Origin of the sequence: Streptomyces sp. NPDC053474 (assembly GCF_044544845.1) — a bacterium.
Classification (GTDB): Bacteria; Actinomycetota; Actinomycetes; order Streptomycetales; family Streptomycetaceae; genus Streptomyces.
In genome coordinates, this window is the sequence record NZ_JBITXV010000001.1 from 767,009 (window position 1) to 782,512 (window position 15,504).

Here is a 15,504-nt window from a genome sequence, read left to right on the forward strand (position 1 = left end):
GGTGGCCCAACGGACCCTGTGGTCCACGCGCACCCGCACGGACGCCACGAGCGAACACGAGTGAAGGAACCATGCACCGACCCGCACAGCGACAGCGACAGCGACTCACCCGCGTTCTGGTGGGCGCGGCCGCCGCACCGGTGATCCTCTTCGCCGCCGCCTGCAGCGGCGACGACTCCGGCTCCGGTTCGGACGGCGGCAAGAAGGACTCCGCGGACAAGCCCTCCGCCTCGGCGTCGAAGGGCTCCGGCGGCGAGGCCGCGACCGTCGAGAAGGCCGCGTACGGCAAGCTTCCCGAGCCCTGCAAGACGCTGTCGAAGAAGACGCTCGACGGCCTCGTCCCGTCCGCCAAGGACAAGGCGGGCAAGACGGGCACGTCGGACGACGTGTCGACGCGTGGCAACTGCACCTGGGAGAGCCTGGAGGACAACGGCGTCGACGGCTCCCAGTTCCGCTGGCTGCGGGTCTCCCTGAACCGCTTCGAGTCCGACCAGTCCCTGGGCAGCGGCGCCAAGCGCGCGCAGGCCAACTTCGCCAAGCAGGTCGCGGACGCGCAGGCGGTCAAGGGCGCGAAGAGCGTGAAGACCACTCCGGTGCCGGGCACGGGCGACCAGGCGACGCTGGTCAGCTACGACGTGACCAAGGACAAGGAGACCTTCAAGCAGCAGACCCTGGTGACGCGCGTGGAGAACGCCGTCGTCACGGTCGACTACAACGGCGCGGGCCTCGCGGGCGACAAGCAGCCGAACGCCGCCGACCTCGGCAAGGCCACGCAGAAGGCCGCGAAGGAGGCCGCCGCGTCGGTCGTCGCGGCGAACAAGGCGGGCGGCACGGCGACTTCGGACAAGCCGAAGGACGACGCGAAGGACAAGCCGAAGGCCGGTGACGGCAAGGGCTCGGCCCTGGACGGCGCCAAGCACAAGAGCTAGCCCGCCGGTCGGTCAGCTCCGCAGAGCGAACCAGCCACACAGGCACGGAAGAGCCCGGCCGCAGCGCGCGGCCGGGCTTCCGGTTCTCCGGTCAGCGGCCCTGCGCCCACCATGGCGGTGTTGGTGTTGTACGGCGATGAGCCGCGGCGCACGCAGTGGGCCGCGGCTCATCACGGCGGAGGGTCGGCGCTGTTGACGACCTGTGGCACACGGGCCGCACCGCGCCCCACCGCCCGGGCCAGCGGTACCGGCTCACGCTCAGCCGCACACATGTGCCACGCTGTCGCTCGCAACAGCCGGAATAGGGAGGGGTTCGCGGGTGGCCGCGATGCAGCTGACACGCATGCACCGGATACTCATCGGGGTCGTCGTCTTCGGTGCGCTCGTCATCGCCGGTATCGGCTTCGCCGGTTCGTACGCGGCCGTGCGCGAGCTCGCCGAGAAGAAGGGCTTCGGCACCTTCTCCGTGGTGTTCCCCATCGGCATCGACGCGGGCATCTGCGTGCTCCTCGCGCTCGACCTGCTCCTCACCTGGATCCGCATCCCGTTCCCGCTGCTCCGCCAGACGGCGTGGCTCCTGACGGCGGCGACGATCGCGTTCAACGGCGCGGCGGCGTGGCCGGATCCGCTGGGCGTGGGCATGCACGCCGTGATCCCGGTGCTCTTCGTGGTGGCGGTGGAGGCCGCGCGGCACGCGGTCGGGCGCATCGCGGACATCACGGCAGACAAGCACATGGAGGGCGTGCGCCTGACGCGCTGGCTGCTCTCCCCGCTGCCCACGTTCCTGCTGTGGCGCCGGATGAAGCTGTGGGAGCTGCGCAGTTACGACCAGGTCATCAAGCTGGAGCAGGAGCGGCTCGTCTACCAGGCCCGGCTGCGCTCCCGCTTCGGCCGCCGCTGGCGCACCAAGGCTCCGGTGGAGTCGCTGATGCCGCTGCGGCTCGCCCGTTACGGGGTGCCGCTGGCGGAGACCGCTCCGGCGGGGCTGGCCGCGGCGGGCATCGAACCGGCCGTGCTGCCGCCCGCGCCCGCCCCCGTGGCCGTGCCCGCCGCTCCGGCCGCCCAGCAGCCGGAGCTGGCCCCGGCGCCGCCCGCCCCTGCCCCTGAGCCCCAGCGGCCCGTAGACCTCCAGAAGCCCCAGAAGCCCCAGCAGTCCGAGGGGGCCGAGGAGCAGCGGGCGCCCGGGCAGCACGACAGCCCGTGGTTCGCGGCGCCGCCGCAGCAGCGCTCCCAGGGCGAGGCGCCGCTCCCGTACGACCCGGAGGGTCCGTACGACGAGTGGTACGAGGAGCAGGCGGCGTACGAGGAGCAGCAGGCGTACGACGAGGCCTACGAGACGTTCGAGGACGCGCGGCCGTACGCGCAGCAGGCTCCGGACGCGCCCGAGTTCCGCGTCCCGTCGGGCCCCGGCCGCACCCGCCCGCTGGCGAACGGGCAGCTGATCCCTAACCCGCGCGCGGAGCAGGCGCCCGCCGAGGAGCCCGAGCCACTGCCCGAGCCGCTGCCCGAGCCCGTCGAGGGCGGTCCGGGGCTGCCGGACGACATGACGCGCGAGGAGGCGTACTTCAACGCCTTCCGCAAGTACGTGAGCGAGATGGGGGACTACCCCAACGCCCGCCAGTTCAGCCTGTACCTGATGGAGCTGTACGGCATCACGGGCCAGGCGGGCGGCCCCCTCGCCGAGAGCACGCTCCGCCCCTACCTGCGCGACTTCCGGGACCGCTACCAGCAGGACCTGGACGCCGAGGAACACATCGCCTGACCGAGCGCGGCCGAACGGTCCCCCGCTACCGCGGCGGCCCCTCTCCCACCCACCCACCCGCCACACCAAGCTTCGCCCGCCCGACCCCGACGCCCAGCGCCGCGACTAAGTGGCCAGCGAACCCCCGCTACCGCGGCGGTTTTCCTCCCACCCACCCACCCGTCACACCAGCCTTCGCCCGCCCGACCCCAACGCACAGCGTCAGCCCGCGCCCCGGTCGGGGGCGGGCGGCGGGACCACGCCGCACACGCAGCGCCACCCCGCCCCCCGCTGTGGGCAATCGTCCCGCAGGGCGGGACGGGTGGGCACAGCCCCAGCCGCCGAGCAGCCGTATCGCCACGGCCCAGGGCACAAGGGCGGGGGCGGGTGGTGGGACCACGCAGCAGCGCCCGCAGCCCCGCCCCGCTGTGGGCACAGCCCCGCCGCCGAGCAACCCTGTCGCCAAGGCCCGGGGCGCGAGGGCGAGGGCGGGCCCCAGCCGCCGAGCAGCCATGTCGCCAGGCCCCGGGGCACGAGGGCGGGGGCGGGTGGCGGGACCACCCCGCACACGCAGCGCCGCCCCCGCTGTGGGCACAGCCCCAGGCACTGGGCAACCCTGTCGCCAGGGCCCGGGGCGCGAGGGCGAGGGCGGGCCCCAGCCGCCGAGCAGCCATGTCGCCGGGGCCCGGGCGAGGGACCGGTTCGAGGCCCAGGGGCCAGGTCAGGCTCCGAGGAGCTTGCGCACCCGCCCCGCCCCCACCGCAAGCAGCAGCGTAGGCAGCCGCGGCCCCGTCTCCCGGGTGACCAGGAGGCGGTACAGGAGCGCGAAGAAGGAGCGCTGCGCCACCTTGATCTCCGGCGGCAGCTCCTTGGCCGTGGCGTCGGCGGAGAACCCGGCCCGCACCTTCGGCACGCCGTACACGAGGTGCGTCAGACCGTCCAGGGACCAGTGCGAGTCCAGGCCCTCCAGGAGGAGCCGCAGCGATTCGCGGGCCTCGTCGTCCAGGGACGCCAGGAGCTCCGCGTCGGGCTCGGCCCTGACGATCGTGCGGGCGTCGGCCGGGACCTGCGTGGTGATCCAGTTCTCGGCGCGGTCGAGCCGGGGCCGGACCTCGTCGAGGGAGGCGAGCGGCTCCGACGGGTCGAGGTCGCGCAGGATCCGCAGGGTCTGATCCTCGGCCCCGGCGGTGATGTCGGCGACGGAGGCCAGCGTGCGGTAGGGCAGCGGCCGCGGGGTCCGCGGCAGCTCGCCCGCGGCGGTGCGCACGGCGCGGGCGTGCGCGGCGGCGTCGGCGGGCAGCGCGCTGCCGTCGGCGACCTTGGCCTCCAGCTTGTCCCACTCGTCGTAGAGCCGCTGGATCTCCTGGTCGAAGGCGATCTTGAAGGACTGGTTGGGCTTGCGGCGCGCGTACAGCCAGCGGAGCAGCGGCGCTTCCATGATCTTCAGCGCGTCGGCGGGCGTGGGCACGCCGCCGCGCGACGAGGACATCTTGGCCATGCCGCTGATGCCGACGAAGGCGTACATGGGGCCGATGGGCTGCACGCCGTCGAAGATCTGCCGGACGATCTGCCCGCCGACGACGAACGAGGAGCCGGGGGACGAGTGGTCCACGCCGCTCGGCTCGAAGACCACGCCCTCGTAGGCCCAGCGCATGGGCCAGTCGACCTTCCAGACGAGCTTGCCGCGGTTGAACTCGCTCAGCAGGACGGTCTCGTCGAAGCCGCACGCGGTGCAGACGTAGGCCAGCTCGGTGGTCTCGTCGTCGTACGAGGTGACGGTGGTGAGGTCCTTCTCGCAGCGGCCGCAGTACGGCTTGTACGGGAAGTACCCGGCGGAGCCGCCGCTGCCGTCGTCCTCACCGGCGGCGCCGGAGCCCTCCGCGGCCTCCAGCTCGGCCTCGTCGACGGGCTTCTGGGCCTGCTTCTTGCCCTTGGCGGGGTCCTTCTTCGTGCGGTACTGGTCGAGGATCGCGTCGATGTCGGCGCGGTGCCGCATCGCGTGCAGGACCTGCTCGCGGTAGGCGCCCGAGGTGTACTGCTCGGTCTGGCTGATCCCGTCGAACTCGACGCCGAGCTCGCGCAGGGAGGCGATCATCGCGGACTTGAAGTGCTCGGCCCAGTTCGGGTGCGCGGACCCGGCGGGGGCGGGCACCGAGGTCAGCGGCTTGCCGATGTGCTCGGCCCAGGACTCGTCGACGCCGGGGACCCCGGCCGGGACCTTGCGGTAGCGGTCGTAGTCGTCCCAGGAGATCAGGTGGCGGACCGTGTGGCCGCGGCGGCGGATCTCGTCGGCGACCAGGTGCGGGGTCATGACCTCGCGCAGGTTGCCCAGGTGGATGGGGCCGGAGGGGGACAGGCCCGAGGCCACCACGATCACCGGTGCGGCGGTGGCGGATTTCGCGCCCGCGGCACGACGCTCCGACTCGGCGATGACCTCGTCCGCGTAGCGGGAGACCCAGTCGGTGGTATCGGTGCTCTGAGCCACGATCGGCGCCCTTCTTTTCCTGCCTCGATGCCGGTACGTACGGGCGTACCGCTGGACCGCACCATTCTCCCAGGTCGCCCGGCAACCGCGAAAACGCCTTTCCGTTCCGCCCGCCGACCTGGGGTGGAGCACCGGCGCGCGGCCCCGTCGCGACCGCGAAATCCGTTGGACGCCCCGTGGGATACTGGCCAGGTCTACCCACACCCTCGAGGAGAACGGCACCCACTCCATGGCCTCGGTCCAGTCCCTCACCGCCTCCGTCCACCAGCGCCTCGCGGACGCCCTCTCGGCAGCCCTGCCGGAGGCCGCCCCCGCCGACCCGCTGCTGCGACGCAGTGACAGGGCCGACTTCCAGGCCAACGGGATCCTCGCGCTCGCCAAGAAGCAGCAGGCCAACCCGCGCGACCTCGCGACGCGGGTCGTCGAGTCGATCGACGCGCCGGAGCTCCTGAAGGACGTCGAGGTCTCCGGCCCCGGCTTCCTGAACATCACGGTCACGGACCGGGCGATCACCGAGACGCTCGCGGCCCGCGCGGCCGACGGCGACCGCCTCGGCGTGCCCCTGAAGGCCGAGCCCGGCACCACGGTCATCGACTACGCCCAGCCGAACGTGGCGAAGGAGATGCACGTCGGCCACCTGCGCTCGGCGGTCATCGGCGACGCGCTGCGCGGCATGCTCGACTTCACCGGCGAGAAGACGGTCGGCCGCCACCACATCGGCGACTGGGGCACCCAGTTCGGCATGCTCATCCAGTACCTGATCGAGAACCCGGGCGAGCTGGCCGGGGAGACCGACACGGACGGCGAGCAGGCCATGTCGAACCTGAACCGGGTCTACAAGGCCTCGCGCGCGGTCTTCGACGCCGACGAGGACTTCAAGGAGCGGGCCCGCAAGCGGGTCGTCGCCCTCCAGTCCGGCGACAAGGAGACCCTTGAGCTGTGGCAGCGGTTCGTGGACGAGTCGAAGGTCTACTTCTACTCGGTCTTCGAGAAGCTGGACATGCGCATCCGCGACGAGGAGATCGTCGGCGAGTCCGCGTACAACGACATGATGGCCGAGACGGCCCGCATGCTGGAGGAGTCGGGCGTCGCCGTCCGCTCCGAGGGCGCGCTCGTCGTCTTCTTCGACGACATCAAGGGCAAGGACGACAAGCCGGTCCCGCTGATCGTGCAGAAGGCCGACGGCGGCTTCGGCTACGCGGCCTCCGACCTGTCCGCGATCCGCGACCGCGTCTTCGGGCTGCACGCGACGACGCTCCTGTACGTGGTGGACGTACGCCAGTCCCTGCACTTCCGGATGGTCTTCGAGACGGCCCGGCGGGCCGGGTGGCTGAACGACGACGTCACCGCGCACAACATGGGCTACGGCACGGTGCTCGGCGCGGACGGCAAGCCGTTCAAGACGCGTGAGGGCGAGACCGTGCGCCTGGAGGACCTCCTGGACGAGGCGGTGCAGCGCGCCGCCGAGGTCGTGCGCGAGAAGGCGCGGGACCTCACCGAGGACGAGATCCAGGAGCGGGCCGCGCAGGTCGGCATCGGCGCGGTGAAGTACGCGGACCTGTCCACGTCGCCGAGCCGCGACTACAAGTTCGACCTGGACCAGATGGTCTCGCTCAACGGCGACACCTCCGTCTACCTCCAGTACGCGTACGCCCGCATCCAGTCGATCCTGCGCAAGGCGGGCGAGACGCGGCCGACCGCGCACCCCGAGCTGGAGCTCTCCCCGGCGGAGCGCGCCCTCGGCCTGCACCTGGACGCGTTCGGCGACACGGTCTTCGAGGCCGCCGCCGAGTACGCCCCGCACAAGCTGGCGGCCTACCTCTACCAGCTGGCGTCCCTGTACACGACGTTCTACGACAAGTGCCCGGTCCTGAAGGCGGACACCCCGGCCCAGGTCGAGAACCGCCTGTTCCTCTGCGCCCTGACGGCCCGCACCCTCCAGCAGGGCATGGCCCTCCTGGGCATCAGGACGCCCGAGCGGCTGTGATCCCCGTACGCACCCGAAAGGGCCGGTCCCCGCACCACGCGGGGACCGGCCCTTTCGCATCCACGCTCAGCCGTAGAGCGGGAACCCTTCGGTGGCCACCGTCACCTCAAGCCCCGGAATGTCGACGTCCTCCCCGAACTTGCCGCGCCGCCGCCCCTGGAACTCGCCCTCGCGCGGCACGGTGTAGAGGATCCAGGTGCCGTCCCTCGGGTCCACGAGGAGATACGCCGGGATGCCCGCGTCGGCGTACCACTCGACCATGTCGCGGGTGTCCTTGCTGCTGTTGCTCTTGGACACCACCTCGACGACGAGCTCGACGTCAGCCGGGTCGACCAGCCAGTCGTCGGAGTCACCGAAGGCCACGTCGCAGATGAGGAGGTCGGGGGTGGCGTAGTCGTCGGGGTTGTCGGGCATGCAGACCGAGGAGACCTGGAACGCGCTCAGGTGCTCCGGCAGCACGGGGCGCAATCGGTCGTACAGGTCGTTGATGGCCTTCGCGTGTTTGCCACGCGGCGTCGGCGACATCATGAGCACTCCCCGGATGATCTCGGCCCGCAGGCCACTGGCTTCCTCCGCGGCCTCGGCGGCCTTGCGCAGCCGCGTCATCGCGCGCTCCGGGCTCGTGAGAGTCATGACAGTCTCCCTTCCGACACCACCGAGTGTAACGAGACCGCCTCACGGGGGTCACTCCGCTTGTCCGATCAACGCCGACTTCAAGCGCCGCAGCCCTTCCGCGATCTCCTCCGGCGTCTGCGTCACGAAGCACAGGCGCAGTGTCGCCGGGTCCGGGGCGCCCGCGTAGAAGGGGGCTCCGGGGACGTAGGCCACGTCGTGGGCGACGACCTCGCGGAGGCGGGCCGTCGCGTCGTGGCCCGAGGGCAGGCGGACCCACAGGAACATGCCGCCCTCGGGGCGGTTCCACGTGGACCCTTCGGGGAGCGCGGCCGCCAGGCCCGCGAGCATCGCGTCCCGCCGCTCCCGGTAGGCCCCGGCGACCTTCGCCACGTGCGCGTCCAGGTCGTAGCGCTCCAAGTACCAGGCGGCGGCGAGCTGGTTGACGGTGGGCGTGTGCAGGTCGGCGGCCTGCTTGGCGATGGCGCAGGCGCGCCGCAGCGCGGCGGGGGCCCGCAGCCAGCCGAGCCTGAGGCCGGGCGCCATCACCTTCGAGAAGCTGCCGAGCAGCGCGGTCCGGTCCTCGGCCCCGGCGTGGGCGGCGATCCACGGCACGCGCTCCCCCTCGAACCGCAGCTCCCCGTAGGGGTCGTCCTCGACGATCCAGAGGCCGCGCCGACCGGCCACGGCGGCGACGGCGGCGCGCCGCGCGGCGGGCATGGTGCGCCCGGTCGGGTTCTGGAACGTGGGCACGGTGTACAGGAGCTTGGGCCGGTGCTCGGCGATCAGCGCCTCCAGGGCGCCGGGGTCGATGCCCTGCTCGTCGCCGGGCACGGGGACCACGCGCGCGCCCGCGAAGGCGAACACCTGGAGTGCCGCGAGGTAGCAGGGGTTCTCGACGAGCACGGTGTCCCCGGGTTCGACGAGGGCCGTGGCGAGCAGCGAGAGGGCCTGCTGGGAGCCGGTGGTGACGAGGATGTCGTCGGCGTCGGTGGGGAGCCCGCCGTCGGTGTACCGCCCGGCTATGCGGGCCCGCAGCGCGGGCTCCCCCTCGGTCGTCGAGTACTGGAGCGCCTGCCCGGGCCGGGCGGCGAGGACGGCCTGGTAGGCGGCGGCGACGCCCTCGCTGTCGAAGAACTCGGGCGCGGGCAGACCGCCCGCGAAGTTGATGACCTCAGGGCGTGCGGTGACCGCGAGGATGTCCCGTACGGGCGAGCCGCCGACGGCGGCGGCTCGGGCCGCGAGGGCCGGAACGGGGGCGGTGCTGGGCGCGGGTGCGGTGGCGGTCATCGTCTGCTCCTTCGGTTGCCGAGCAGCCTAGGCGGCTGGGTGGCCCTTACAGGAGTCGTTTCTCGCGATGCGGACGCGCGCGCCCCGGGCGGTCCCGGTCCCGCCCACCCGGTTCCGCCCGCCTGGTCCCGCCGCCGCTAGCCGCGCTCCCAGTCGTACCCGTCCTCCCCGTTGGGGCGGCGCCACGCCTTCACCCACTTCTTGTCCTCGAGGGTGTAGCCGTAGGTGCGGTTCTTCGGGGAGCCGCTCGTGCGGAACGGCTTGCCCTCGTCGTCGATGATCTCCGTGCCGTGCCGGGAGCCGCTGGACCACTCCAGCTCCAGGTACCAGCGCACGTAGCGGGTCTTGCTGGTGGCGAAGACGTAGAAGGTCTCGGGGTCGTTCTCGCTGACCTTGTACGGGAATTCGTCGCCCTGGGAGACGAGGGCGGCCTGTCCCCTGTCGAGCTGTACGTCGAAGGAATGCTTGGGGACGTCGCCGCCGCAGCCCACGCCGAGGTAGCCCATGAGGTACATGTTCCGGGCGAGCGGTTCGCTCTTGCCGACGACGCGGACGTTCAGGGACTCCAGGACGACGGTTTCCTTGCCGGTCCCCTGGACGGTGAACTTCACGTCGTGCTGCTCGGCGGAGACCCCGTCGAACGCGGACACCCAGCCCGGGGCGTCCTGCGAGGTGGGCGGCGCGGGCAGCCTGCTCGGTGGGCGGCTGATGAGGTACGGGCGCCCGCAGTCGTCCTGCCAGTACTGGGGGTTGGTGGACACGGTGATGAGGCGGCGGGCCGAGGCGCTTCCGGGCGCCTTGCCTCCGGCGCCGGAGGAGCGGTCCTCGCTGCCCTCCCCGCCGCCCTGGGGGGCGCCCTTCGGGCCGCCGCCGTCCTTCTTGTCCACGTCCTTCTCGGGGGGCTTGGCCGAGGAGGTGACGGAGGGCTTGCCGGACGGCTCCTTCTGGCCCGGCGTGCCGGACGGGGAGCGCTCGGCTCCGGGGCGGGGGCCTTCGTCCGCGGTGGCGTTCTTGCCGTTGCCGCCGGAGCTGCCCGACGCCGAGTGCACGGCGAGGGCGGTGCCGCCGATGGCGAGCACGACACCGACGGCGGCGAGGACGCCGAGCCGCTGCCGCTTGCCGCGCGGGAGGCGGGGGGTCTTGCGGGGGCGGGGCCGCAGTTGCCTCTCCGGCTCCGGGTCCGGGCCGGGTCCGGGGTCCGGCTGCGGCTCCGATTCCGGTTCCTGTCCTTGGACGGCTTCCGGTTCCTGGACGGCTTCCGGTTCCGGCCGGGGCGCGGGTGTGTCGACGACGCTCGCGGGATCCGGTGCGGCCTGGGTGGCCGCGGGCTCGGAGGCCTCGGCAGGTGCTGAGGGCGCAGCCGGCTCCGCCTTACGCCCGCGCGTGGCGTCGGCGACGATCCACCTGCGGTGGACCTCCACCAGCTCCTCCGGCGTGGCCTTGCACAGCCGGGCGAGGCGCTCGACCGGGGCGAACTCCGTGGGCACGGCGGTGCCGTTCACATAGCGGTGGAGCGTCGACGTACTGACGTGCAGTCTCTTGGCGAGGACTCCGTAGCTGAGCCCGGACCGCCCCTTCAGTTCTCGCAACAGCTCCGCGAGATCGCCCGCCCCCACGTGTTCTCCTTCCCGCGCCACCGTTCCAGGCGACGCCTATTCCCCCAGCTCAGGGCCGGTACGAACGTTCCAGCGTCCCGAACGCCGCGGTGAAGCTAACGGCTGGGACGAAAACCCGCACAAGCTGTTGGTCATCCAAGCACGCCGCTCGCCACGGCCCGGCCGAGCGGCACGCGTCTACCCCGTCACACGAGAAGAGACCAGCCATGCGTGCGCCCGTCCGACGTCCCCGTACCCGCTTGCTCGCCGCCGCGACGATCGCGGTCGCCGCGCTCTCGCTGACGGCGTGCGACGACGAAGACGGCACCCGGGACGAGGGCGCCGCGAAGCCCACGCAGTCGTCCACGGGCAGCTCGTCACAGGAGTCCGACGGAGCACAGCGGCCCGACGGGACTGACGACGGTTCAACGGCCAACGGTTCCGGCGGGAGCGGCGGAAGCAAGGGCTCCGGTGGCCCCTCCTCCGGGAGCGGCAAGGGCTCGTCCGGCGCGTCCGGCGGCACGGAGTCCGACCCGTACGACCCGGCGAACCGCGTGCCCTGCTCCGCCGCCAACACCTCGATCACCGCGACCCCGGTGCAGCGCCCCCTCAACTACATGCTCATCACGGTCACCAACACCGGCTCCAAGATGTGCGACCTGAAGGGCTACCCGCGGCTCAAGTTCGAGAACGCGCAATCCGTCCCGCCGGTCATGGAGAACACCAAGCCGCAGGCCGTCACCTCGCTCAAGCCGGGCGCCAAGGGCTACGCCGGGGCGATCCTGTCCGCCGGGGACGGCAGCGGCGGCGAGGGCTACACCGCGCAGAGCCTGGAGGTCGGCTTCGAGGGCAGCGACCGGATGGCCCAGGCCGCGCTCCAGGCGAAGGGCGTCCACGTGGACGACAAGCTGCGCGTCACGTACTGGCTGACCAGCTCGACCGACGCGCTCAACTGACCACCTCCCGCGTCCGGCCGCGCAGCCGCAACGGACGCACCGCACCACCTCACCCACCGCACACGCGAAAGAGAAAGAGACGGACCCGCCCATGCGCACGAACCGCCGCACCACCACCGCCCTCCTCACCCTCACCGCCGCGCTCTCCCTGACCACCCTCGCCGGGACGGCGGCGACGGCCGCCACGCCCGCCAAGGCCGCCGCGCCGGTCGCCTGCTCCGCCGCCACCACCAAGGTCACCGTCAAGGAGGTCCAGCGCCCGGTCAACCACCTGCTCCTGACCGCCAAGAACACGGGCACCAAGACCTGCTACGCGTACAACGCCCCGTACCTGCGCTTCGACAACGCGCAGGCCTCCACCCGCATCCTCCGGGACAGCGTCCCGCAGGCGGTCGTCACGCTGAAGCCGGGCCAGTCCGCGTACGCGGGCATCGGCACCTCGTCGCCGGAGGGCCACGACGGCTACCGGGCCAAGAAGCTCGGTGTCCTCTTCGCCAACCGCGCGGACAACGGCGGTGTGGGCTCCACGACCCACCCCAAGCTCCCGGGCGGCAGCGTGTACGTGGACAGCTCCGCCTTCGTCACCTACTGGCAGTCGACGGCCGCGGACGCCCTCTCCTGGTAGCTCCCTACCGGTAGGTCCGCGGGACCCGTACGACTCGCCCCGGCCGCGCCCGCGCACCTCCCCCTGGTGCGCGGGCGCGGCGCCTTCACTGACCAAATCGTAAGTACGCACTTAAAAGTCGGTACTTGTCCGAAGGATCGTGGGGCCGGAGGATCGAGGCATCACCTCGATCCCCCTTCCTTCCTCCTAGGAGCACCCATGCCCTCCGCGTCCTCCGCGTCCGCCAAGCCGTCCGTGTCCGTCCTCGGGCTCGGCAACATGGGCAGCGCCCTGGCGGCCGCCCTGCTCAGGGCGGGCCACCCCACCACGGTCTGGAACCGTACGGCCGCGAAGACCGGCCCCCTCGCGGCCCAGGGCGCGACCCCCGCCGAGACGCCCCTGGCCGCGGTCGCCGCCAGCCCGCTGGTGATCGCCTGCCTCACGCTCAACGACCACGTCCGGGACGTCTTCGAGCCGCTCGCCGAGGAGCTGCGCGGCAAGACTCTGGTGAACACCACGAACGGCACCCCGGCGCAGGCCCGCGAGCTCGCGGCCTGGGCGGCGAAGCACGACATCGCGTACGTCGACGCCGGGATCATGGCGATCCCCCCGATGATCGCGACGCCGGGCGCCTACATCCTCTACAGCGGTGACGAGAAGGCGTTCCAGGTGCACCGCGAGACGCTGGCCGCGCTGGCCGAAACCAAGTGGGTCGGCCAGGACGCGGGCCTCGCCGCGCTGTGGGACCTGTCGCTGCTCACCGGCATGTACGGGATGATCCAGGGCGTGGCGCAGGCGTTCGCCCTGACGGGCCGGGCGGGCGTGCCGCCGCAGGAGTTCGCGCCGCTCCTGGCCGACTGGATCGTCGCGATGACCCGGGGCATCGTGCCCGGCACCGCGGCCGCCCTGGAGTCGGGGCAGCACCTGACGGACGTGTCCAGCCTTGAGGTGAACCAGGCGGCGTTCCCCAACCTCCTCGCGGCGTTCGCGGAGACGGGCGTCAGCGACGAGCTGTTCGCGGGCCTCCAGCCCCTGCTCGACCGCGCGGTGGCACAGGGCCACGGCGCGGACGGCCTGTCCCGCCTCGCCGAACTCCTCCAGCGGGGCTAAGCGACGGCCCATCGCGGCAATTCCAGCGAAGCGCTCAGGGCACTAGGACGACCTTGCCCGTGGTCTCCCGGCGTTCCAGGGCCGCGTGCACCTCCGCCGCGTGGGACAGCGGGAAGGACTGCACGGCGGGCACCAGCTCGCCGCGCGCGCCCGCATCCAGGGCGCGGCGCTCGTAGCCGGGCCGGTCCCCGGGCCGGGCCAGGAGGTCGTGCAGCGCGTTGACGTAGGCGACCCGGTCGGACGCGGGGGTGAAGCCGACCTGCGAGGCGGCCCCGATGGACACGAACCGGCCGCCGTCACCGATGAGTTCGAAGGCGGTGGCGGCCAGGGCGCCGCCGACCCCGTCCAGGACGACGGTCACCGGCCGGTCGGCGCCGAGCAGCTGGCGGACGGCGTCGTCCCAGCCGTCCTCGCGGTAGTCGACGGCCTCGGCGCCGAGCTTGCGTACGGCCTCGGCCTTGGCGGGGCCGCCCGCCGCGCCGACCACGGTGGCGCCCACGGCGAGCGCGTGCTGGACGACGAGGCGGCCGACGCCCCCGGCCGCGGAGGTCACGAGGACCACGTCGTCGGCGGTGATCCGGGCGATGTCGAGCAGCCCCACGGCGGTGGCGCCGGTGACGACCATGGCGACGGCGTCGGGGAACCCGAGCCCCTGGGGCAGGGGGTAGACCTGCTCCACCCCGGCGACGGCCAGCTCGGCGTAGCCGCCGGGCGCCCCGAAGGCGGTCACGACGGCCCGCCCGAGCCAGGAGGCGTCGACCCCGGGGCCGACCGCGTCGACGACCCCGGCGACCTCGCCGCCGAGGACGGCGGGCAGCTCGGGCAGCGGCGGCGCCAGGTCACTGGCGGCTCCCGCCCGCATCACGGTCTCGATGAAGTGGACCCCGGCCGCCCGTACGACGATCCGCACCTGGCCGGGCCCCGGCTCGGGGTCCGGCACGGTCTCGTAGCGAAGGTTCTCGGCGGATCCGAATTCGCGCAGCACGACGGCGTGCATCTGTGGTCCTCCCCAGCGGGCGACGAACGACCTGACGCACACCACTCTGAAACGTCAACTTACGTTGAGGTCAAGCGCGGCCGGGAGAGGACTTCAGAGCTGCCGGGCCACCTCGGTCGCCCAGTAGGTGAGGATCAGGTTGGCCCCGGCCCGCCTGATCCCGGTGAGCGTCTCCATGATCGCCTTGTCCCGGTCGATCCACCCGCGCTCGGCGGCGGCCTCGATCATCGCGTACTCACCGGAGATCTGGTACGCGGCCACGGGCACGTCCACGCGCTCCGCGACCTTGGCGAGGACGTCGAGGTAGGGCCCGGCGGGCTTCACCATCACCATGTCGGCGCCCTCCTCCAGGTCGAGCGCCAGCTCCCGCAGGGACTCGCGGAGGTTGGCCGGATCCTGCTGGTAGGTCTTGCGGTCGCCCTTCAGCGAGGAGCCCACGGCCTCCCGGAAGGGGCCGTAGAACGCGGACGAATACTTGGCGGTGTACGCGAGCACCGCCACGTCCTCGTGACCGGTCTGGTCGAGGGCGTCCCGGATGACGCCGACCTGGCCGTCCATCATGCCGCTCGGCCCGACCACGTGCGCGCCCGCGTCGGCCTGCACCTGCGCCATCTCGGCGTACCGCTCCAGGGTGGCGTCGTTGTCGACGCGGCCCTCGCTGTCGAGGACTCCGCAGTGCCCGTGATCCGTCGTCTCGTCCAGACAGAGGTCGGACATCACGATGAGGTCGTCGCCGACCTCGGCCCGCACGTCGCGGATCGCGACCTGGAGGATGCCCTCCGGGTCGGTGCCCGGCGTGCCCAGGGCGTCCTTCTTGGACTCCTCCGGCACGCCGAACAGCATGATCCCGGAGACCCCCGCCTCCAGCGCCTCGACGGCGGCCTTCTTCAGGGTGTCCCGCGTGTGCTGGACGACACCCGGCATCGCGTCGATCGGCACGGGCTCGTCGACGCCCTCCCGCACGAAGGCGGGCAGGATCAGATCGGCCGGGTGCAGCCGCGTCTCGGCGACCATCCGCCGCATCGCGGGGGTGGTGCGCAGCCGCCGGGGCCGCGAGCCGGGAAACGAACCGTAGGTGCTCACTCTTGACTCCCTTCCGGCGGGCTGACCCAGCCCGTCCGGCGTCTCAGGACGAGGCCGAAGGCCGATGAACGAAAGGTCCCGGAGGGCAGCGCCCTCCGGTCCGGGAAGGGGCGGG

Annotated in this window: 12 protein-coding genes; 6 read left to right on the forward strand and 6 right to left on the reverse strand. The window is 72.5% G+C overall.

Annotated elements, in window-relative coordinates; genetic code table 11:
* Nucleotides 1-71 precede the first annotated feature (71 nt).
* Both ACIG3E_RS03470 and ACIG3E_RS03475 read left to right on the forward strand, forming a co-directional pair.
* Entirely contained in the window at nt 72-929 is an 858-nt protein-coding gene (locus tag ACIG3E_RS03470; RefSeq protein WP_399610652.1) for a DUF3558 domain-containing protein, read from the forward strand.
* A gap of 328 nt (nt 930-1,257) precedes the next feature.
* Nucleotides 1,258-2,691, forward strand: coding sequence for a DUF2637 domain-containing protein (locus ACIG3E_RS03475; RefSeq protein WP_399610654.1), 1,434 nt, complete (start codon nt 1,258-1,260; stop codon nt 2,689-2,691).
* Nucleotides 2,692-3,391: 700 nt separating this feature from the next.
* On the opposite strand, the gene lysS is transcribed toward ACIG3E_RS03475, so the two are convergent.
* Complete coding sequence (gene lysS / locus ACIG3E_RS03480) at nt 3,392-5,158, reverse strand: lysine--tRNA ligase (protein ID WP_399610782.1); 1,767 nt, start codon at nt 5,156-5,158, stop codon at nt 3,392-3,394.
* Nucleotides 5,159-5,384: 226 nt separating this feature from the next.
* Here lysS and argS point away from each other — a divergent pair, with 226 nt between their 5' ends.
* A complete protein-coding gene (argS, locus tag ACIG3E_RS03485) occupies nt 5,385-7,142 on the forward strand; it encodes an arginine--tRNA ligase (RefSeq protein ID WP_399610657.1) in 1,758 nt (585 codons plus the stop codon).
* A 66-nt stretch (nt 7,143-7,208) separates the two neighbouring features.
* Here the strand turns inward: argS and ACIG3E_RS03490 are convergent, their stop codons facing one another.
* The 3 genes from ACIG3E_RS03490 to ACIG3E_RS03500 all read right to left on the reverse strand — a co-directional run bounded on the left by ACIG3E_RS03490 (nt 7,209) and on the right by ACIG3E_RS03500 (nt 10,660).
* Nucleotides 7,209-7,775, reverse strand: a complete 567-nt coding sequence (locus ACIG3E_RS03490) for a Uma2 family endonuclease (protein ID WP_399610660.1) — start codon at nt 7,773-7,775, stop codon at nt 7,209-7,211.
* Nucleotides 7,776-7,826: 51 nt separating this feature from the next.
* A complete protein-coding gene (locus tag ACIG3E_RS03495) occupies nt 7,827-9,044 on the reverse strand; it encodes a PLP-dependent aminotransferase family protein (RefSeq protein WP_399610662.1) in 1,218 nt (405 codons plus the stop codon).
* A 137-nt stretch (nt 9,045-9,181) separates the two neighbouring features.
* Nucleotides 9,182-10,660, reverse strand: coding sequence for a helix-turn-helix domain-containing protein (locus ACIG3E_RS03500; RefSeq protein WP_399610664.1), 1,479 nt, complete (start codon nt 10,658-10,660; stop codon nt 9,182-9,184).
* A gap of 206 nt (nt 10,661-10,866) precedes the next feature.
* Here ACIG3E_RS03500 and ACIG3E_RS03505 point away from each other — a divergent pair, with 206 nt between their 5' ends.
* From ACIG3E_RS03505 to ACIG3E_RS03515, 3 genes are all read left to right on the forward strand, one after another.
* Nucleotides 10,867-11,595, forward strand: a complete 729-nt coding sequence (locus ACIG3E_RS03505) for a DUF4232 domain-containing protein (RefSeq protein WP_399610667.1) — start codon at nt 10,867-10,869, stop codon at nt 11,593-11,595.
* 91 nt (nt 11,596-11,686) lie between these two features.
* Nucleotides 11,687-12,220 carry a DUF4232 domain-containing protein gene (locus ACIG3E_RS03510; protein WP_399610668.1) on the forward strand — a complete coding sequence of 178 codons (534 nt, stop codon included), beginning with the start codon at nt 11,687-11,689 and terminating at the stop codon, nt 12,218-12,220.
* Between the two features lie 198 nt (nt 12,221-12,418).
* Nucleotides 12,419-13,309 (forward strand): NAD(P)-dependent oxidoreductase, encoded by an 891-nt coding sequence (locus ACIG3E_RS03515; RefSeq protein ID WP_399610671.1) that lies wholly within the window; start codon nt 12,419-12,421, stop codon nt 13,307-13,309.
* A gap of 34 nt (nt 13,310-13,343) precedes the next feature.
* On the opposite strand, the gene ACIG3E_RS03520 is transcribed toward ACIG3E_RS03515, so the two are convergent.
* Nucleotides 13,344-14,306 carry a zinc-binding dehydrogenase gene (locus tag ACIG3E_RS03520; protein WP_399610674.1) on the reverse strand — a complete coding sequence of 321 codons (963 nt, stop codon included), beginning with the start codon at nt 14,304-14,306 and terminating at the stop codon, nt 13,344-13,346.
* A gap of 93 nt (nt 14,307-14,399) precedes the next feature.
* Nucleotides 14,400-15,389, reverse strand: a complete 990-nt coding sequence (gene hemB / locus ACIG3E_RS03525) for a porphobilinogen synthase (protein ID WP_399610676.1) — start codon at nt 15,387-15,389, stop codon at nt 14,400-14,402.
* Nucleotides 15,390-15,504 lie beyond the last annotated feature (115 nt).